Here is a 19605-nt window from a genome sequence, read left to right on the forward strand (position 1 = left end):
ATGACGATCGGTAAAATCGGTACCCTGACCATTGGTCAGGCGCCGCGCAGCGATATCACGCCGATTCTCGACGCTGTCCTGCCCGCGCATGTAGCCTGTATCCACGCTGGCGTGCTGGACGGTCTTGATGATGCCACCATCGCCGAACGCTTTGCGGTACAGCCGGGCAACGCGGTGCTCACCTCACGTCTGCTCGACGGGCGTGCGGTGGTAATGGGCAAACCTGCGGTGGGTATTGCCGTGCAGGAAAAGATATTCGAGCTGGAACAGCAGGGCTGCGAGATTATCGTGCTGCTCTGTACCGGCGAATTCCACGGCCTGCACAGCCGCAGCGCCTGGCTGATCGAGCCGGACCAGATCCTGCCGCCGACGCTGAATGCGCTGGTGGGCACGCGCCGCGCAGGCATTCTGGTGCCGTTGGAATCGCAAATCGCCAGCGAGCTAAAGAAGTGGAAAGGGGCGGCAGTGACGCCGGTATTTGCCGTGGCGTCACCCTACACCGCGAGCGATGATGAAGTTGCCGCAGCGGCGCGGGCGCTGGCGGAGCAAGGCGCGGATGTGATCCTCACCGACTGCATGGGCTATACCGGCAGGCACCGCGACGTTTGCGCCCGCCACGTCACGCAGCCGGTGATCCTGTCTAACCAGCTGCTGGCCGATTTGCTGCGTAACCTGCTGTAAGAGGAGAGACGAGATGGAATTGCTGTTGCTGAGTAACTCGGTACTGCCGGGTTCAGGCTATCTGGAGTTTGCCGTGCCGGTGCTGCAAAAGCAGCTGGCCGGTCGTCGTAAGGTGCTGTTCGTTCCGTTTGCTGGTGTGACCCAGAGCTGGGACGCCTATAGCGACAAAGTGCGCGCAGCGCTGGCCTCGCTGAATCTGGAAATTTCCGGCATCCACGACGTTGCCGATCCGCAGGCAGCTCTGGCGGAAGCGGAGATCGTGATGGTAGGCGGCGGCAACACCTTCAATCTGCTGAAAGAGTGCCGCGCACGCGGCCTGCTGGAGCCGATTCGTCAGGCGGTAAAACAGGGCGCGCTGTATGTGGGCTGGAGCGCCGGTTCTAACCTGGCCTGCCCGACCATTCGCACCACCAACGATATGCCGATTACCGATCCCGGCGGCTTCGACGCGTTGAACCTGTTTCCGTTGCAGATCAATCCGCACTTTACCAACGCGCTGCCGCAGGGCCATCAGGGCGAAACGCGTGAGCAGCGCATCCGTGAGCTGCTGACGCTGGAACCGACGCTGGAGGTGATTGGCCTGCCGGAAGGAAACTGGATTTCAGTGAGCAACGGTTATGCGCAGCTGGGCGGCACGCATCCTACCCTGCTGTTCAGAGCTGATGAGCCAGCTATCACGCTGCCCGCCGATCACCGTTTTTTCTGACAGGGGTTACACATGCTGGGCATTATTCGGGTGTTAACTCATGACGATCCGGCATTTGTCGGAGAGCATGGTCGTCTGATTCAGCAGGAGTATGGCATTAATTCCATCAGCCGCTGCATTGCAGATCAGCGCAGCGGGATTTTTGATGCCGACAGTGAAGCGATCGCCGTACCTAAGATCATCAATCTGGGCCGCGAGCTGGAAGCGGAAGGCTGTAACGCGCTGTTCCTCAGCTGCGCGGCGGATCCGGGATTAGATGCGCTGCGCGAGGCGGTTGCCATACCGGTCATCAGCGCGGGCAGCGCCTCGGCCAGCGTGGCTGCGATGCTGAAGCGGCCGGTGGCGGTAATGGGCATCGGCGCCGCCGCACCCGCGCCGTTTCGCGCGTTGCTGGGCGAAAAGGTGCTTTACTCCCGTCCTGACGGGGTGTTTAACACCACGGGCCTGCTCTCGGCGCAGGGACAGGAAAGCGCGCTGGCCTGTGCCGACGCGCTTTATCGTCAGGGCGTGGAGGTGATCGCCTTTTCCTGCACCGGCTTCTCCACCATCGCACTGGCGGATGCGATTCGTTCGCGGCTGGGGAAAATCGCAGTAGATGCGGTAAGCGCCGCCGGGCTGTTTATCAGCCAGCTGGCGCCACGCTGAAAACTCAACGGGCCCGTCAGGGCCCGTTGACGTTACTCGACGGTAACGGATTTGGCGAGATTTCGCGGCTGGTCGACATCGGTGCCCTTGATCAGGGCGACATGATAGGAAAGCAGCTGCAACGGCACGGTGTAGAAGATCGGCGCAATCACTTCTTCCACATGCGGCAGAGAAATAATCTTCATGCCTGCGCTGTCGCTGAATCCGGCATCCTGATCGGCAAACACGTAAAGCAGGCCGCCACGCGCGCGCACCTCTTCGATATTGGACTTCAGCTTCTCCAGCATCTCATTGTTAGGCGCCACGACAATGACCGGCATATCGGCATCGATTAGCGCCAGCGGACCGTGCTTCAACTCGCCTGCCGCATAGGCTTCCGCATGGATATAGGAGATCTCCTTCAGCTTCAGCGCCCCTTCCATGGCGATGGGATACTGATCGCCGCGGCCAAGGAACAGCGCATGATGCTTATCGGAGAAGCCTTCCGCCAGGTTTTCAATCACCTTATCCTGCGCCAGCATCTGTTCGATACGGCTTGGCAATGCCTGAAGCCCGTGAACAATCTCATGCTCGATTTCCGCCGCCATGCCATGCAGACGACCCAGCTTCGCCACCAGCATCAGCAGCACGACCAGCTGCGTGGTAAAGGCTTTGGTCGAGGCGACGCCGATTTCGGTGCCCGCTCTGGTCATCAACGCCAGGTCAGATTCACGCACCAGCGACGAACCGGCCACGTTACAGATAGCCAGCGAGCCGAGATAGCCCAGCTCTTTTGACAACCGCAGCGCCGCCAGGGTATCTGCGGTCTCACCCGACTGCGACAGCGTAATCAGCAGACTGTTCTTACGCACCGCGGACTTGCGATAGCGGAACTCAGAGGCGATCTCCACATCGCAAGGCATGTTAGCCAGCGACTCAAACCAGTAGCGCGCCACCATGCCGGAGTTATATGAGGTGCCGCAGGCGATGATCTGAACATGTTCAACCTGGCTCAGCAGCGTTTCCGCTTCTGGTCCCAGCTCGCTGAGATCCACTTCGCCATGACTGAAACGACCGGTTAAGGTGTTTTTGATCGCCATCGGCTGTTCGTAGATCTCTTTCTGCATGTAATGACGATAAGCGCCTTTGTCACCGGCATCGTATTGCACGTTGGATTCGATCTCTGCGCGCTGCACCTTGTTGCCCTGCGCATCCACAATGGTCACTTCGCGGCGGGTAATCTCCGCGATGTCGCCCTCTTCCAGATAGATAAAGCGGCGGGTCACCGGCAGCAGCGCCAGCTGGTCAGAGGCGATAAAGTTCTCGCCGACGCCGCGGCCAATCACCAGCGGGCTGCCGGAGCGGGCAGCGACCAGCAGCGAGGGGTCGCGGCTGTCCATGATCACCATGCCATATGCGCCGCGCAGCTGCGGGATCACACGCAGCACCACATCACGCAGCGAGCCGCCCTGCTTCTGCTCCCAGTGCACCAGATGCGCCACCACTTCGGTGTCGGTTTCAGACGCAAAGTGGTAACCGCGTTCGATCAGCAGTTCACGCAGCGGCTCATGATTCTCAATAATGCCGTTATGTACGATAACGATATGTTCAGAGATATGCGGATGGGCATTGGCTTCTGAAGGCTCGCCGTGCGTTGCCCAACGGGTGTGGGCAATCCCGGTGCCGCCAATCAGCGGATGCTCTTCCGCCGCTTCCGCCAGCTTCTGTACTTTGCCGAGACGACGCAGGCGCGTGACGTGCCCTTGTCGATCCACCACGGCCAGACCGGCCGAGTCATAACCGCGATATTCGAGACGACGCAGACCTTCCAACAGAATTTCTGCAATATCGCGCTGCGCTATTGCGCCAACAATTCCACACATAATGTTTTCCTGACTTTATGGCTTTTCGCCATTTCGTTGTCATGCGACCTGATAGTCCGGCTTTGCCGGTTCCCCGAGCCTTGTAGAGAGTGGGGATATTTTTATAGGTAAAACAACGGCCGACAGATGCCGACCGCAAAACGTTACTTTTTCTTCACCGGACGCTGCCAGCCCGCTTTCTGATTCTGCTCTTTGCGGTTATAAACCAGCTCAGCGCCAATGACATCTTTCATCACCGTGGTGCCGGCGGCGATCGTAGCGCCGCTGGCGACGCTGACCGGCGCAACCAGTTGGGTGTCGGAGCCGACAAAAACGTCGTCGCCGATAAGGGTTTTCGACTTATTCGCGCCGTCATAGTTACAGGTGATAGTACCAGCGCCGATATTCACGTTGGCGCCAATCTCCGCATCGCCCAGATAGGAAAGATGACCGGCCTTGGAGCCTTTGCCGAGACGGGCTTTCTTCATCTCAACGAAGTTGCCGACATGCGCCTGCTCCGCCAGCTCGCTGCCGGGACGTAAGCGGGCAAAGGGACCCACGGTACAGGCCGCCGCCAGATTAGCATCCTCGATCACCGAATAAGCGCTGATTTCGCAGTCGTCGCCGATAACGCTGTTTTTAATCACGCAGCCTGTACCGATTTTCACGCGATTGCCCAGCGTGACCTGGCCTTCAATAATCACGTTGGTATCGATTTCCACATCGCGCCCGTGCTCCAGCTCGCCGCGCAGATCGAAGCGAGCCGGATCGCGCAGCATCACGCCCGCCAGCAGCAGCTCTTCGGCGCGGACGGCCTGGTAAGCGCGTTCCAGCGTTGCCAGCTGCAGGCGGTTGTTGACGCCGTCGGTTTCGCTGATGCGCGCCGGATGTACTGCGGCGATTTCACGGCCTTCGCGGTGGGCGAGGGCGATAATATCGGTGATGTAGTATTCACCTTGCGCATTGTTATTGGTGAGCTGCGCCAGCCAGCGCTTCAGATCGCCGCCGTTGGCGATCAGGATGCCGGTGTTGATCTCCTGAATCGCCAGCTGTTCCGGCGTGGCATCTTTTTGCTCCACAATACCGACGATGACGTTGTTTTCACGCACGATACGTCCATAGCCGGTGGGGTTATCCAGCACCACCGTCAGCAGACCGATGCCGCCCTGCGGCTTCGCCTCACGCAGGCGCTGTAGTGTCTTTTGAGTGATGAGCGGCACGTCGCCGTAAAGCATCAGGATATCTTCGTCATCAGCGAAATGCGGCGCAGCCTGCTGCATCGCATGACCGGTTCCCAGCTGTTCCGCCTGTAACACCCAGCTGAGTTCATTATCCGCCAGCGTCGACTTGAGCCGATCGCCGCCATGGCCGTAAACCAGATGAATATGGCGCGCGCCGAGACCTTTTGCGGCGTCGATCACGTGCTGAACCATGGGCTTGCCTGCCAGAGTGTGCAGAACTTTAGGAAGATCGGAATACATACGGGTGCCCTTACCGGCCGCAAGGATCACCACACTCATTACGCTGTTAGACATAACTATCCTGACTGATTTATTACAGATGAAAGGTAAACGGTTTCCTCCTGAGATTACTACATTTTTCTCAGTCCGAAATTAGGCGCTCTCCCGGTTGCGGCGTTGAGATAAAAAAAATGCCAGCCCAAGGGCTGGCATTTCATGACGCATAAAGCCTGATTACATCGCTTTTTTGGTCAGCTCGATAACGCGCAGTTTCGCGATGGCTTTCGCCAGCTCTGCAGAAGCCTGAGCATAATCTACGTCGCCGTGAGTGCTGTTCATGTGCTCTTCCGCCTGACGCTTCGCTTCCAGCGCGCGCGCTTCGTCGAGATCGGTACCGCGAATCGCGGTATCCGCCAGTACGGTGGTGCTGCCCGGCTGCACTTCCAGCACGCCGCCAGAGAGGTAAATAAACTCCTCTTCGCCGTGCTGTTTCACGATACGAACCATACCAGGCTTGATAGCGGTCAACAGCGGCGCATGGCCAGGGAAAATCCCCAGCTCGCCTTCGCTGCCGGACACCTGAATATGCTGCACCAAGCCGGAGAACATTTTCTGCTCCGCGCTGACCACATCCAGCTGATAAGTCATAGCCATATCAATCCTCCCGGGAAACTGAAATTACAGTTTCTTCGCTTTTTCCACGGCTTCGTCGATGGAACCAACCATGTAGAAAGCCTGCTCAGGCAGATGGTCGAATTCGCCTTCCATGATGCCTTTAAAGCCACGGATGGTATCTTTCAGCGAGACGTATTTACCCGGAGAACCGGTGAATACTTCGGCCACGAAGAACGGCTGAGACAGGAAGCGCTGAATCTTACGCGCACGCGCCACCAGCAGTTTATCGTCTTCAGACAGCTCGTCCATACCGAGGATGGCGATGATGTCTTTCAGTTCCTGGTAACGCTGCAGCAGCGACTGCACGCCACGCGCGGTGTCATAGTGCTCCTGACCCACAACCAGCGGATCCAGCTGACGGCTGGTTGAGTCCAGCGGATCAACGGCCGGGTAGATACCCAGTGACGCGATCTGACGGCTCAGCGTAACGGTTGAGTCCAGGTGAGCAAAGGTGGTTGCCGGTGACGGGTCAGTCAAGTCATCCGCAGGAACGTAAACGGCCTGTACGGAGGTGATTGAACCGGTTTTGGTGGAGGTAATACGCTCCTGCAACACACCCATCTCTTCTGCCAGCGTCGGCTGATAACCTACCGCTGAAGGCATACGACCCAGCAGTGCGGATACTTCCGTACCGGCCAGGGTATAACGATAGATGTTATCGACGAACAGCAGCACGTCACGGCCTTCATCACGGAATTTCTCCGCCATGGTCAGACCGGTCAGGGCCACGCGCAGACGGTTACCCGGCGGCTCGTTCATCTGACCATAGACCAGCGATACTTTGTCCAGAACGTTGGAGTCGGTCATTTCGTGGTAGAAGTCGTTACCTTCACGGGTACGCTCGCCCACACCGGCAAATACCGAGTAACCTGAGTGCTCGATCGCGATGTTACGGATCAGCTCCATCATGTTTACGGTTTTACCTACGCCCGCGCCACCGAACAGACCGACTTTACCGCCCTTCGCGAACGGACAGATCAGGTCGATAACTTTGATGCCGGTTTCCAGCAGTTCCTGCGAGCTGGACAGCTCTTCGTAAGAAGGCGCTGCGCGGTGGATTGACCACTGCTCAATCGCGGCGCCGTCTTTATCTTGCAGCTCGCCTTTCATGTCGATCGGCTCGCCCAGCACGTTCATGATACGGCCAAGCGTTGCGACGCCTACCGGTACCTGAATCGGCTTTTGCAGGTCAGTGACTTCCAGGCTGCGCTTCAGGCCGTCAGACGAACCCATGGCGATGGTACGCACCACGCCGCCGCCCAGCTGCTGCTGCACTTCCAGCACCAGACGAGCATCACCATTTTTAACCTCGAGGGCGTTGTACACTTGCGGTACTGCGTCCTGAGGGAACTCGACGTCAACAACGGCGCCGATGATCTGGACAATCTTTCCAGTTGCCATCTTGAATCCTCTACCTAATTCATTACCTGGTTAAACCGCGGAGGCCCCCGAGACAATCTCGGTAAGTTCCTGGGTGATGCTGGCCTGACGAGCTTTGTTGTATACCAACTGCAGCTCTTTGATCAGGTTGCCGCCGTTATCGGTTGCAGCTTTCATCGCCACCATACGCGCGGCCTGCTCGCTGGCCAGGTTTTCCACAACACCCTGGTAAACCTGCGATTCGACGTAACGACGCAGCAGAGTATCCAGCAGCGCTTTCGGATCGGGCTCGTACAGATAGTCCCAGGTCTTTTTCTTCATCTCTTCTTCGCCTTCTGCTGGCGGTAACGGCAGCAGCTGAACGACATTCGGAGTCTGAGACATGGTGTTGTTAAATTTGTTGCTGACGATATAGAGCTTGTCGATGCGGCCTTCATCGTAGGCCTGCAACATCACTTTTACCGGGCCGATCAGTTCGGAGAGGGAAGGGTTGTCTCCCATTCCGGTAACCTGCGCCACGACATTGCCACCAACAGAACCAAAGAATGAGAGACCTTTAGAGCCAATAATCGCCAGATCGCTCTGAACGCCCTTATCGGACCAGGTTTTCATTTCTGCCAGCAATTTTTTGAACAGGTTAATGTTCAAACCACCACAAAGCCCGCGGTCGGTAGAAACGACCAGATAGCCGACGCGCTTAACGTCGCGCTCTAGCAGGTAAGGGTGCTTGTATTCCAGATTCCCTAACGCAAGGTGACCGATCACTTTGCGCATGGTTTCTGCATACGGACGGCTGGCCGCCATGCGTTCCTGCGTTTTACGCATTTTGGAGGCGGCGACCATTTCCATCGCTTTGGTGATCTTCTGCGTATTTTTTACGCTTCCGATCTTACTACGTATCTCTTTTGCGCCGGCCATTAGCTTCTCCTCAAAGCCTTGCGGCCTGCCTTTTCAGACAAGCCGCCAGACATTACCAGGACTGGGTTGCTTTGAACGTATCGAGGAGGCCTTTCAGCTTCTCTTCGATGTCGTTGTTGTAGTTGCCAGTTTGGTTGATTTCCTGCATCAGCTCGGCGTGTTCGCGGTCAGCGAAGGCCAGCAGCGCAGCTTCGAAGCTGCCAATTTTCGCCAGTTCAACGTCGTTCAGGTAACCACGCTCAGCGGCAAACAGAACCAGACCCTGCTGCGCGACGGACATCGGCGCATACTGTTTCTGCTTCAGCAGCTCGGTCACTTTCTGACCATGACTCAGCTGTTTACGCGTCGCGTCATCCAGATCGGAAGCGAACTGAGAGAAGGCTGCCAGTTCACGATACTGCGCCAGCGCGGTACGGATGCCGCCGGACAGTTTCTTGATGATCTTGGTCTGAGCAGCGCCACCCACACGGGATACGGAGATACCCGGGTTCACCGCCGGACGAATACCGGAGTTGAACAGGTTGGATTCCAGGAAGATCTGACCATCGGTGATGGAAATCACGTTGGTCGGAACGAACGCAGAAACGTCACCAGCCTGGGTTTCGATGATCGGCAGCGCGGTCAGTGAACCGGTTTTGCCTTTCACTTCGCCCTTGGTGAAGTTTTCAACGTACTCAGCGCTTACGCGAGAAGCACGCTCCAGCAGACGAGAGTGGAGATAGAAAACGTCACCGGGGAACGCTTCACGACCCGGCGGACGACGCAGCAGCAGAGAGATCTGACGGTAAGCGATAGCCTGCTTGGAGAGGTCATCGTACACGATCAGCGCATCTTCGCCGCGGTCGCGGAAGTATTCGCCCATGGCGCAACCGGCATAAGGCGCCAGGTACTGCAGCGCAGCAGATTCAGACGCGGAAGCCACCACGACAATGGTGTTTTCCAGCGCGCCGTGCTCTTCCAGCTTACGCACCACGTTAGCGATGGTGGAGGCTTTCTGACCGATAGCGACATAAACGCATTTGATGCCGGAATCACGCTGGTTGATGATCGCATCGATCGCCATCGCGGTTTTACCGGTCTGACGGTCGCCGATCAGCAGCTCACGCTGGCCGCGGCCGATTGGGATCATCGCATCGACAGATTTGTAGCCGGTCTGTACAGGCTGGTCTACGGACTGACGGTCGATAACGCCCGGCGCAATCACTTCTACCGGTGAGAAGCCGTCGTTGTCGACAGCGCCTTTACCGTCGATCGGCTGGCCCAGGGTGTTAACCACGCGGCCCAGCAGGCCGCGGCCAACCGGTACTTCAAGAATACGGCCAGTACACTTCACCTTCATGCCTTCGGCGAGGTCAGCGTACGGACCCATTACCACTGCACCTACGGAGTCGCGCTCGAGGTTCAGGGCGATAGCGTAACGGTTGCCCGGCAGGGCAATCATCTCACCCTGCATCACATCGGCCAGGCCGTGTACGCGGATGATACCGTCGCTTACAGAAACAATCGTACCTTCGTTGTGAGCTTCGCTCACGACATTGAACTGAGCAATGCGCTGCTTGATCAGTTCGCTGATTTCGGTGGAATTCAGTTGCATATGCTCCAGTCCCCTTAAGACTGCAAGGCGTCTGCCAGACGCTCAAGACGGCCGCGCACGCTGCCATCAATCACCAGATCACCCGAACGGATGATCACGCCTGCCATTACAGACTTATCTATTTTGCAATTCAGCTTAACTTTGCGTGACAGACGTTTTTCCATCGCGGCGCTGATTTTGGTCAGCTGGTCGTCACTCAGCGTACTGGCGGAAATGACATCCACTTCCGCAATCGCTTCATAAGCGTCACGCAGTTGAATGAATTGTTCCAGTACAGCCGGAAGCGCTGTCAAACGTCCGTTTTCCGCCATCACCTTGATCAGGTTCTGCGCGGGTTCATCGAGTTGATCACCACAGATTGCGATGAAAGAGGCGGATAAAGCTTCCGGCGCCATGGCACCGGAAAGGAGATCTGCCATCTGCTCATTACGAGCCACTTCTGCGGCAAACGCCAGCATATCTTGCCAGCGTTCGATACTTTGATGCTCAACAGCAAAGTCAAAAGCTGCTTTGGCGTAGGGGCGAGCTACAGTAATCAGTTCAGACATCAGCCCCTCCCTCCTTACAGTTCAGCGACCAGTTTATCAACGATGTCGCTGTTAGCAGCTTCATCCACGGAACGTTCGATGATCTTCTCGGCGCCAGCCATTGCCAGCAACGCGACCTGCTTGCGCAACTCTTCACGCGCACGTTTACGCTCGGCATCAATTTCCGCCTGCGCCTGTGCGATGATCTTGTTACGTTCCTGCTCAGCTTCAGTTTTCACTTCGTCCAGAATCTGTGCACGACGCTTGTTAGCCTGCTCGATAATGACCTGAGCTTCTTCTTTGGCTTTTTTCAGCTGATCGGTCGCATTAGCCTGCGCGAGATCCAAATCTTTCTTCGCGCGTTCAGCAGAAGCAAGGCCTTCAGCAATTTCTTTCTGGCGCTTTTCGATGGCAGCCATAATCGGCGGCCATACGTACTTCATGCAGAACGCGACAAACAGGATGAACGCGATGGCCTGGCCGAGGATTGTTGCGTTAATGTTCACAGCACAATGCCTCTTGTTAAGTTAACTTACTCTGCCGTTATCAGCGATAAGCGGCAGAATCCGTTCATCATCGCAGCGGGTGCGACAAATGAACAAACGGCTACTAAGCGACAGCAAACATCACATAGAGACCCAGACCAACAGCGATCATCGGGATAGCATCCACCAGACCCATTACAACAAAGAACTGCGTACGCAGCAGAGGAATCAGGTCAGGCTGACGTGCAGCGCCTTCCAGGAATTTTCCTCCGAGGATGCCGATACCGATCGCAGCACCGATTGCCGCCAGACCCATCATCACAGCGGCAGCCATGTACAGCAGATCCATATTCAGGTTTTCCATGACAGTCTCCAGTTTGTTTCAGTTAAAAGCAGTAGTGTTGAGAAAAAAATCAATGTTCTTCAGATGCCATCGAGAGATAGACGATCGTGAGGACCATGAAAATGAAAGCCTGCAGCGAAATGATCAGGATGTGGAAAATGGCCCACGGCACATTCAGCACCCATTGACTCCACCACGGCAACAGACCCGCAATCAGGATAAAGATCAGCTCACCCGCATACATGTTGCCGAACAGTCGCAGACCGAGAGAAACCGGTTTGGACAGCAGGCTAACACCTTCAAGAATCAGGTTGATGGGGATGAAGATCGGGTGATTAAAAGGTTGCAGCGTCAGCTCTTTAGTGAAGCCGCCTACACCTTTCATTTTGATGCTGTAGAACAGAATCAAAATAAATACGCCCAGCGCCATAGAAAGCGTGATGTTCACGTCTGCGGACGGCACGACGCGCAGCGCCGGCAGGCCTAACACATGCTCGCCGATATACGGCAGCAGATCGATAGGCAACAGATCCATGAAGTTCATCAAGAAGACCCAGACAAAAATCGTCAGAGCCAGCGGGGCGATAACTTTGCTTTTACCGTGGTACATGTCACGCACGTTGCCATCAACGAAGCCGACGATCAGCTCGATAGCCGCCTGCATTTTTCCTGGCACGCCGCTGGTGACGCTTTTCGCCACTTTACGGAACAGGACCAGAAATACCACGCCCAGCAAGACAGAGAAAAACATGGAATCCAGGTTTATCGTCCAGAACGTTGCCGGTGCGTCGTGTGCATTAACCAACTCGAATGTACGCAGATCAAGCTGAAGATGTTTCAGGTGATGACCTATGTAATCCTGCGGCGTTGAGATTTCTCCTGCGGCCATGATACCTCTTACCCTTTGTTGTTAATTACAGCCGGTGCAACAATCTGAACCACCAGCACCGATAACCAGGTGAGTCCGAGCGGCCAAAACACCGCCCCGAGCACGCCTAACGCCACAATGAGAAAAATAATAGTGGCAAACACTTTGAGCACTTCACCGAGAGCGAAGCTCCAGGCTACACGCCCTTTAGCGGGTGTTTGCGCCTGCAGGCGCCAGGCTAAAAACATGAACATTACGTTTGGCAGCCAGGCTGCCGCTCCGCCTGCAAGAGCAGAGGCGCCCCATGTGACATCTTTCAGGGCAAAGAGCGCGCCGATTATGACAAAGGTCACCAGCTGAATAAGCAGCACGGTTCGGGCTAATTTCACACTGTAAAGAGACACTGACATGACGCTGATACTCTCCTGCCCCGATAGGGGTATGTCGCGTGTCGTATAAGACTGCCTTTGCTCTTTTGAGTCAAGCAGCAAAAGCCGTGCAAATTATACGGGCCGCACCTGCGATTTCAATCGGTAAGTAGCGAAAAGGTGAACAATTATTTAAATTTCTTTCCGGACGGCTATTTTTTCAAAGATCCCTCCGCCAAAGAAAGAAGCTTGCCTGCTGAAATTCGCCTGTTTATCTGGATTTAAAGCGTGCGTCAGATCACATAATAAGCATTCATGCTACAGCATAATCTCTGTAAACCTCATAATGCCTGTTTGTCTTTTCCTGTAAAAACATTACATTTCATTTAGTTGGAAATTAATGGCGTCGCGAAACGCCATATTTTCGATAAAAACACTCTATTGACATCATACGCGGCAATAACAACGTTAATTTGATATTACGTCCGCCAATTTATCGCGGTGTTATATTTTCCTTCGTGACTATCTGTTTACTAAAACAGCGGGCATGAAGTGATCATCCTGCTAAATAAATGTAAATTAAACGTTAAATGTAACAGAGCTTTTCGGATAATTTCGGCGCGCCGATTTAACCTCTTTTCCATTTTTATTGGAATAAAGCAGGAAAAATCTTTTGAACCAACTGCTGCTTTTTTGTTCGCATCACAGATTAAGGTAAATGCTTTTAACCCTGATAATTTCATGGCTATTGCCGTTTAATTACCACCAGATGGCGCTCCCCTTCCAGCTCCGGCACTTTTAATTCGATAACGGCGTCGAGAATAAACCCGGCAGGCAGGGTAGCGATTTCATCATCCGGACGGACGCCTTTTAATGCATAAAAGCTGCCGTGTGCCGCAGGAAGATGATGACACCAGCTCACCATATCATTCAGGGAGGCGAAGGCGCGGCTGATTACGCCATCAAAAGGCGGTTCCGCCGGGAAATCCTCCACACGGCTCTGCACCGGCGTCACGTTGTTTAATCCCAGCTCATGCTGCACCTGACGCAGAAAGCGTACGCGCTTGCCAAGGCTGTCCAGCAGCGTGAAATGCGCCTGTGGCCGTACAATAGCCAGCGGAATGCCCGGCAGCCCTGGTCCTGTGCCGACGTCAATAAAACGTTCGCCCTGCAGATGCGGCTCCACCACAATGCTGTCCAGAATATGGCGCACCAGCATCTGCTGCGGGTCCCGCACCGAGGTCAGGTTATAAGCCTTGTTCCACTTGTGCAGCAGCTCGACATAAGCCACCAGCTGTTGTTTTTGTTGATCGGAGAGGGAAATTTTTGCAGCGTTAAGCAACGCGGAGAGTTTGTTAATCACGAAACCATTCCAGTCAGCGTGGGCGAGTTTCCCCGCCCCGTTTCAAATCAGGCGCTTTTACGCAGCAGACCTTGTTTTTTCAGGTAAATCAGCAAAATAGAGATTGCAGCTGGCGTAATGCCGGAGATGCGCGACGCCTGACCAATCGAGTTTGGCTTATGGTCATTGAGCTTGGCGATCACCTCGTTTGAGAGGCCGCTGACCTGACGGTAATCCAGATCCACCGGCAGCAGGGTGTTCTCGTTGCGCTGTTGGCGATCGATCTCTTCCTGCTGGCGCGCAATGTATCCTTCATACTTCACCTGGATCTCAACCTGCTCTGCCGCCTGCGCATCGGTGAGTGCCGGGCCAAAGGCGCTCAGCGTAGTCAGTTGAGCATAGGTCAATTCGGGACGACGCAGCAGATCTTCACCGCTTGCCTCTTTTGTCAGACCGGCGCTCAGCAGCGCGTTCACCTCAGCGACGTTTTCCGATTTCGGATGCACCCAGACGTCACGCAGACGCTGGCGCTCCTGCTCAATCGCTTCCAGCTTCTGGTTGAAGCGCGCCCAGCGGGCATCATCCACCAGGCCCAGCTCGCGTCCGGCTTCGGTCAGACGCAGATCGGCATTGTCTTCACGCAGCATCAGACGATACTCCGCCCGCGAGGTAAACATGCGGTACGGCTCTTTGGTGCCAAGCGTGCAGAGGTCGTCGACCAGCACGCCGATGTAAGCCTGATCGCGACGCGGCGCCCAGCCCTCTTTGTCCGCTGACAGGCGCGCGGCATTCAGACCCGCCAGCAGCCCCTGCGCGGCAGCTTCTTCATAACCGGTAGTGCCGTTAATTTGTCCGGCAAAGAACAGGCCCTGAATATATTTGCTTTCCAGCGTCGGCTTCAGATCGCGAGGATCAAAGAAGTCATACTCGATGGCGTAGCCCGGACGGACGATCTTCGCGTTCTCCAGTCCTTTCATCGAGCGGACGATCTGCATCTGCACATCGAACGGCAGGCTGGTTGAGATGCCGTTCGGGTAAATTTCGTTGCTGGTCAGCCCTTCCGGCTCCAGAAAAATCTGATGGGCGTTGCGATCGGCAAAGCGCATCACTTTGTCTTCGATCGAGGGGCAGTAGCGTGGGCCGATCCCTTCAATGATCCCGGCATACATCGGGCTGCGATCCAGGTTATTGCGGATCACTTCATGGGTTTGCTCGTTAGTGTGGGTGATCCAGCAGGGTACCTGCTGCGGATGCTGCGACACATCGCCCATAAACGAGAAGACCGGCATCGGCGTGTCGCCGTGCTGAGGCGCCAGCGCAGTAAAGTCGATGGTGCGCGCGTCAATACGCGGCGGCGTGCCGGTTTTCAGACGACTAACGCGCAACGGCAACGCACGCAGGCGCTTAGCCAGCGGAATGGAAGGGGGATCGCCTGCACGACCGCCGCTGTAGTTATCCAGACCGATATGAATTTTGCCGTCCAGGAAAGTACCGACGGTCAGCACCACAGATTTGGCGCGGAATTTCAGGCCCATCTGCGTCACTGCGCCTACAACCCGATCGTTTTCAACGATCAGATCGTCAACGGCCTGTTGAAAGATCATCAGGTTGGGCTGATTTTCCAGCGCGGTACGTACTGCCTGACGATAAAGCACGCGATCCGCCTGCGCACGGGTGGCGCGCACCGCCGGGCCTTTGCTGGCGTTTAGTATCCTAAACTGAATGCCGGCTTTATCGATCGCGGTGGCCATCAGGCCGCCCAGAGCGTCCACTTCCTTGACCAGATGTCCTTTGCCAATGCCACCAATCGCCGGATTACAGGACATTTGTCCAAGCGTATCAATGTTATGGGTGAGTAACAGGGTTTGCTGACCCATTCGGGCAGCGGCCATCGCGGCTTCTGTGCCCGCATGACCACCACCGATTACGATGACGTCAAAAGGATCTGGATAAAACATGGAAGGTACCTCGTTAATGGACGGTCAGGGATCGTTGCCCTGGGCGGTGGATTCTACTGAAAATCTTTCTGCGGTGAAAGCGTCGGGATCCTGGGGTTTAAAAGAAAGGATCTTTATATTTTATGTATGATCTTCTGTTAGATCTCTTATTAGGATCGCCATCCTCTGTGGATATCTGCTATATCATTTAAGAAAACAAAGGATTAGAGAGGATCGCTTGCTGTGAATGATCGGTGATCCTGATCCGTATAAGCTGGGATCAAAATGGCAGGTTATGCACAGGTCAAAAAAGCCACAGCGGTTGTTCTTTGGATAACTACCGGTTATCAGCAGCAATCAAGCATAGTTATCCACAGATAAAGGCAATTAAAAACAAAATAAACAGCGTAATAAACTGGGGATCCGGCGAAATTCCCGATCCCCTGCCAGAAAGGATCCGCTTAAATCTGCGTTTTCCAGCCCATCACCCACTGCTCTGCCGGATCTTCGGGGATCTCATGTTCCAGCACGTCAATTTCTAAACGATCGCCGATGCGTATCGCGCCACGTGACTGCAACAATGCGTCCAGCGTTTTGATTGCGCCGCAAAACAGATCATATTCACGGTTGCCGATACCCACCGCGCCAAAGCGGACAGCGGAAAGGTCGGGCTGCCGATCGTTGATCGCCTCATATAAAGGCAGCAGGTTGTCCGGCAGCTCGCCAGCGCCATGCGTTGAGCTTACGATCAGCCAGATGCCTTCCAGCGGGAGCTCATCCAGTTCCGGCCCGTGCAGCACTTGTGTAGAGAAGCCCGCCTCCTGCAGTTTTTCTTCCAGATGTTCCGCTACGTATTCGGCGCTTCCCAGCGTACTGCCGCTAATCAAGGTTATATCGGCCATGAAACTCTCCCTTGCTAAAGGCGAGCATTGTACGCTGTGATCAAGCAGTGATCCACCTGTGGAAAACAAGGTTATTAAAAACAGGCGATCCACGCCAGGCAAGGCTGCCCGGCGGATCCGTTTGGGATAAGTTTGTGCACAAAGCGCAGCGGGTCAGGGTTTGATCGTACGCATGATGGGGTTTTGCAACGAAATCAACGTTTCGGTGGACTGGATTTCATCGATGGTTTGGATCTTGTTGATCAGCACCTGTTGCAGGGCATCGATGGAGCGGCACATCACTTTAATAAAGATGCTGTAGTGACCGGTGGTGTACCAGGCTTCCACCACTTCATCCAGCGCTTCCAGCTTGCTCAGCGCGGCGGGATAGTCACGGGCGCTTTTCAGGATAATGCCGATAAAACAGCAAACGTCAAAGCCGAGCATGCGCGGATCGATCTCGACGCGGGTGCCGAGAATAATTCCCGCCTGCTTCATTTTTTCCACGCGCACATGAATGGTGCCGGGGCTGACGTTGAACTGCTTTGCCAGCTCGGCATAGGCGGTACGCGCATTATCCAGCAGCGCATTAAGAATGCCGCGATCCAGGTTATCCAGCTGAAGGTGCTCTGCCATATCCGTCCTCTTGCTATTTCTTCTTCTGTGAACTGAGAAGAATGTGCAGCAAAACGCCGGGATTGGCAACGCGGGACGCTACGGGCAGCGCTCTGCAACGCCACCCGTATTGCTTTAGCGCTTACGCCACACGGTGACCTGCGCCAGCGTATGCTGGAATTTTCTCGCCGTTTCGCGGATTACAAAAGGCAGATCCTGCGGCGCGGCGATTTCCTCAAAGTCTGCCGCCAGCAGGCGTTGCAGGGCCTGCAGGGTAGTCAGCGCCTCGCCGTTTTCACGGATGCCGCCCAGCCAGTTCTCCTTCGGCGTAAACTCTTCCAGCCAGGTATAGGGCGAAGAGAGCACCAGCACGCCGCCCGATCGGATCATCGGCGTAATATCCTGCAAAAAGCGTTTCGGCTGACGTAACCGATCGATAAGGTTTGAGGCGAGCACCAGATCGTATTGATTGGGCTGCGGCTTCAGGTTGCAGGCATCCCCCTGCACGAAGTGAATGCGTTCAGCCTGCTCTGCGCCGAGCGCAAAATCTTTCAGCCGCACCTGGCGATATTCCACCAGCTCGCCCTCTTCCGGCATAACGTAACGGAAATCTTCGCCGCTGGTCAGCTGGAGCGCGACATCGATAAAACGCGCGGAGTAATCCATGCCAACGACGTTATCAAAGTGACGCGCCAGTTCAAAGCTGGCGCGTCCGGTAGCGCAGCCGATATCCAGCGCATTTTCACGCTGCTCGCAGAAGCACAGCGCGAGTTCGACCAGCGCTTCGGCATAGTTCGCCACGCCGAAGTAGCGCGGACCGTACTGAAAGTCGAGGTACTGCGAAACCATGCTGTCGGTTTCGTACGGATTGAGCGTCATGGTTTCTTCGTGCGAAGAAACCACATAGCGAAAACCGGCGTGCTGGAAAAAGTGACGACGGAAAGCGTAGCGCGATGACTTCAGCGCCTCGTTGCCAGTAGAGATCCAGCTGCCGCCTTTGATCAACGCATGTTTGCCGTCAAAAGTCGGCGTGGAAAAGTCATCATACAGCGGATGCACTTTGAACCCTTCGAAACCGTTGATCGGCGTGGTTGTCCATTGCCAGACATTGCCTACTACATCGAAAAAATCGCCCTGCGGGAAAAGATCCACCGGACAGGAAGAGGCCCAGTACGCGAGGTTGATATTGCCGGGCGCCTGTCGCCAGTCAGGCTGATCGCCTTCCACCTGTTCACGCAGCTGATACCACTCGGCCTCACAAGGCAACTGGATTGATTTGCCGGTTTCGTCCGCTTTCCAGCGGCAGAAGGCGGCGGCTTCCAGCTGATTCACTTCTGCCGGCCAGTCCCAGGGCATCGGAACTTCCCCGGTCATCAGGCGCAGCTTGAGCTGTTCGGGGTGATTTTTATCACCGACCCAAAAGGTAGGCATCTCAGCTTTGGCGAAATCGCGCCAGCCCCGGCCTTCGTCATCCCACCAGCGGGCGTCGTTATAGCCGTCCGCGGCGACAAAATCGAAAAACTCGGCGTTGCTGACCAGCATTTTGCTGGCTTTGAACGGCTTCAGTTCGCTATGCAGCGTGCCATATTCATTGTCCCAGCCGTAGGTGTCATCGGTCTTGCCCTGCGCCACGCGGCCGCCGGGCATTGCCACCAGACTATTATGCGGCACTTCCTGACGAAGATGACGCGCCTGCGGGCAGGCTGGCCACTGCGGCTGCGGTCGCACCCATTCAATTGGCAGCTGGCGTATCAGGACGCTTGAGGTTTCAAGGTGAATACGCTCATGCTCAATCCCCATCAGGATCGCCCAGGCAGGGCTGTCCCAGCCGATCGGCAGCTCCAGCGGCATGGTGCGGATAAATTCGCTCACCAGACTTTTGACTTTGCCGCGATAATCGCGAACCGCCTCCACGGCAGGCCAGCTATAGTGGCTGTCGTTAAGATCGTCCCAGCTCATCTCATCCACGCCGATCGCCATCATCGCTTCGATATGGGCGTCGACACGGCTGTCAAAATAGCCGCCAGCCATCAGCTTGTTCATATAAAAAGTGGCGGTATGGCCAAAATAGAAGATCAGCGGATGGCGTAGCGGGATAGCCTTGTTGTAGTAAGCGCGCTCGTTGCTGAGGCACTCAAACAGGCTTTCATACAGTTCCCAGGTTTGAGTGAAGTAACTCAGCAGCTCAGCGCGTTTTTGTTCTGTGTTCTGGCCGGAGAGGTAAGGCGTACGAGTTGGAGCAGGAAGGGCGCTGTGTGGTTGCGGTGTTGTCAAAATGAACTCCAGATTGCCGGTTCGTTAAAATAATCATTCAATATAGCAAATCAGGATTTCAGTAA

General features: G+C 55.5%; 19 protein-coding genes. 3 read left to right on the forward strand and 16 right to left on the reverse strand.

The window, feature by feature from the left end; all coding sequences use genetic code 11:
- From ABU178_RS18920 to ABU178_RS18930, 3 genes are read left to right on the forward strand one after another with little or no spacing between them, the layout of a single operon-like run.
- On the forward strand, nucleotides 1–681 hold the full coding sequence (locus tag ABU178_RS18920) for an AroM family protein (protein WP_397217822.1): 681 nt from the start codon (nucleotides 1–3) through the stop codon (nucleotides 679–681).
- Between the two features lie 13 nt (nucleotides 682–694).
- A complete protein-coding gene (gene pepE, locus ABU178_RS18925) occupies nucleotides 695–1387 on the forward strand; it encodes a dipeptidase PepE (RefSeq protein WP_397217825.1) in 693 nt (230 codons plus the stop codon).
- A 12-nt stretch (nucleotides 1388–1399) separates the two neighbouring features.
- Nucleotides 1400–2032, forward strand: a complete 633-nt coding sequence (locus tag ABU178_RS18930; RefSeq protein WP_397217827.1) for an aspartate/glutamate racemase family protein — start codon at nucleotides 1400–1402, stop codon at nucleotides 2030–2032.
- 32 nt (nucleotides 2033–2064) lie between these two features.
- Here ABU178_RS18930 and glmS read toward each other — a convergent pair whose 3' ends face one another.
- From glmS to ovoA, 16 genes are all read right to left on the reverse strand, one after another.
- Complete coding sequence (glmS, locus tag ABU178_RS18935) at nucleotides 2065–3894, reverse strand: glutamine--fructose-6-phosphate transaminase (isomerizing) (protein ID WP_397217829.1); 1830 nt, start codon at nucleotides 3892–3894, stop codon at nucleotides 2065–2067.
- 143 nt (nucleotides 3895–4037) lie between these two features.
- Nucleotides 4038–5408, reverse strand: coding sequence for a bifunctional UDP-N-acetylglucosamine diphosphorylase/glucosamine-1-phosphate N-acetyltransferase GlmU (gene glmU / locus ABU178_RS18940; RefSeq protein ID WP_397217831.1), 1371 nt, complete (start codon nucleotides 5406–5408; stop codon nucleotides 4038–4040).
- 159 nt (nucleotides 5409–5567) lie between these two features.
- On the reverse strand, nucleotides 5568–5987 hold the full coding sequence (locus tag ABU178_RS18945; RefSeq protein ID WP_397217833.1) for a F0F1 ATP synthase subunit epsilon: 420 nt from the start codon (nucleotides 5985–5987) through the stop codon (nucleotides 5568–5570).
- A gap of 24 nt (nucleotides 5988–6011) precedes the next feature.
- Nucleotides 6012–7409 carry a F0F1 ATP synthase subunit beta gene (gene atpD, locus ABU178_RS18950; protein WP_397217835.1) on the reverse strand — a complete coding sequence of 466 codons (1398 nt, stop codon included), beginning with the start codon at nucleotides 7407–7409 and terminating at the stop codon, nucleotides 6012–6014.
- Nucleotides 7410–7439: 30 nt separating this feature from the next.
- The gene (gene atpG, locus ABU178_RS18955; RefSeq protein WP_397217837.1) at nucleotides 7440–8306 is read right to left on the reverse strand and encodes a F0F1 ATP synthase subunit gamma; all 867 of its coding nucleotides are present in this window, start codon (nucleotides 8304–8306) and stop codon (nucleotides 7440–7442) included.
- A 52-nt stretch (nucleotides 8307–8358) separates the two neighbouring features.
- Nucleotides 8359–9900 carry a F0F1 ATP synthase subunit alpha gene (gene atpA / locus ABU178_RS18960; protein WP_397217839.1) on the reverse strand — a complete coding sequence of 514 codons (1542 nt, stop codon included), beginning with the start codon at nucleotides 9898–9900 and terminating at the stop codon, nucleotides 8359–8361.
- A gap of 14 nt (nucleotides 9901–9914) precedes the next feature.
- A complete protein-coding gene (gene atpH, locus ABU178_RS18965; RefSeq protein WP_397217841.1) occupies nucleotides 9915–10448 on the reverse strand; it encodes a F0F1 ATP synthase subunit delta in 534 nt (177 codons plus the stop codon).
- 14 nt (nucleotides 10449–10462) lie between these two features.
- Complete coding sequence (atpF, locus tag ABU178_RS18970; protein ID WP_397217843.1) at nucleotides 10463–10933, reverse strand: F0F1 ATP synthase subunit B; 471 nt, start codon at nucleotides 10931–10933, stop codon at nucleotides 10463–10465.
- 103 nt (nucleotides 10934–11036) lie between these two features.
- Nucleotides 11037–11276 carry a F0F1 ATP synthase subunit C gene (gene atpE / locus ABU178_RS18975; RefSeq protein WP_003849523.1) on the reverse strand — a complete coding sequence of 80 codons (240 nt, stop codon included), beginning with the start codon at nucleotides 11274–11276 and terminating at the stop codon, nucleotides 11037–11039.
- A 49-nt stretch (nucleotides 11277–11325) separates the two neighbouring features.
- Nucleotides 11326–12144, reverse strand: coding sequence for a F0F1 ATP synthase subunit A (gene atpB / locus ABU178_RS18980; protein ID WP_397217845.1), 819 nt, complete (start codon nucleotides 12142–12144; stop codon nucleotides 11326–11328).
- Between the two features lie 8 nt (nucleotides 12145–12152).
- Nucleotides 12153–12533 (reverse strand): F0F1 ATP synthase subunit I, encoded by a 381-nt coding sequence (gene atpI, locus ABU178_RS18985; RefSeq protein WP_397217846.1) that lies wholly within the window; start codon nucleotides 12531–12533, stop codon nucleotides 12153–12155.
- A gap of 703 nt (nucleotides 12534–13236) precedes the next feature.
- Nucleotides 13237–13854, reverse strand: coding sequence for a 16S rRNA (guanine(527)-N(7))-methyltransferase RsmG (gene rsmG / locus ABU178_RS18990; protein ID WP_397217848.1), 618 nt, complete (start codon nucleotides 13852–13854; stop codon nucleotides 13237–13239).
- A 47-nt stretch (nucleotides 13855–13901) separates the two neighbouring features.
- Complete coding sequence (gene mnmG / locus ABU178_RS18995) at nucleotides 13902–15791, reverse strand: tRNA uridine-5-carboxymethylaminomethyl(34) synthesis enzyme MnmG (RefSeq protein ID WP_397217850.1); 1890 nt, start codon at nucleotides 15789–15791, stop codon at nucleotides 13902–13904.
- A 440-nt stretch (nucleotides 15792–16231) separates the two neighbouring features.
- Complete coding sequence (mioC, locus tag ABU178_RS19000; protein WP_397217852.1) at nucleotides 16232–16672, reverse strand: FMN-binding protein MioC; 441 nt, start codon at nucleotides 16670–16672, stop codon at nucleotides 16232–16234.
- 153 nt (nucleotides 16673–16825) lie between these two features.
- A complete protein-coding gene (asnC, locus tag ABU178_RS19005) occupies nucleotides 16826–17287 on the reverse strand; it encodes a transcriptional regulator AsnC (protein ID WP_312240139.1) in 462 nt (153 codons plus the stop codon).
- 114 nt (nucleotides 17288–17401) lie between these two features.
- Nucleotides 17402–19540, reverse strand: coding sequence for a 5-histidylcysteine sulfoxide synthase (gene ovoA / locus ABU178_RS19010; protein ID WP_397217854.1), 2139 nt, complete (start codon nucleotides 19538–19540; stop codon nucleotides 17402–17404).
- Between the last annotated feature and the right edge of the window lie 65 nt (nucleotides 19541–19605).

The sequence above is a fragment of the Pantoea osteomyelitidis genome (genome assembly GCF_044342975.1).
Lineage (GTDB): Bacteria > Pseudomonadota > Gammaproteobacteria > Enterobacterales > Enterobacteriaceae > Pantoea > Pantoea osteomyelitidis.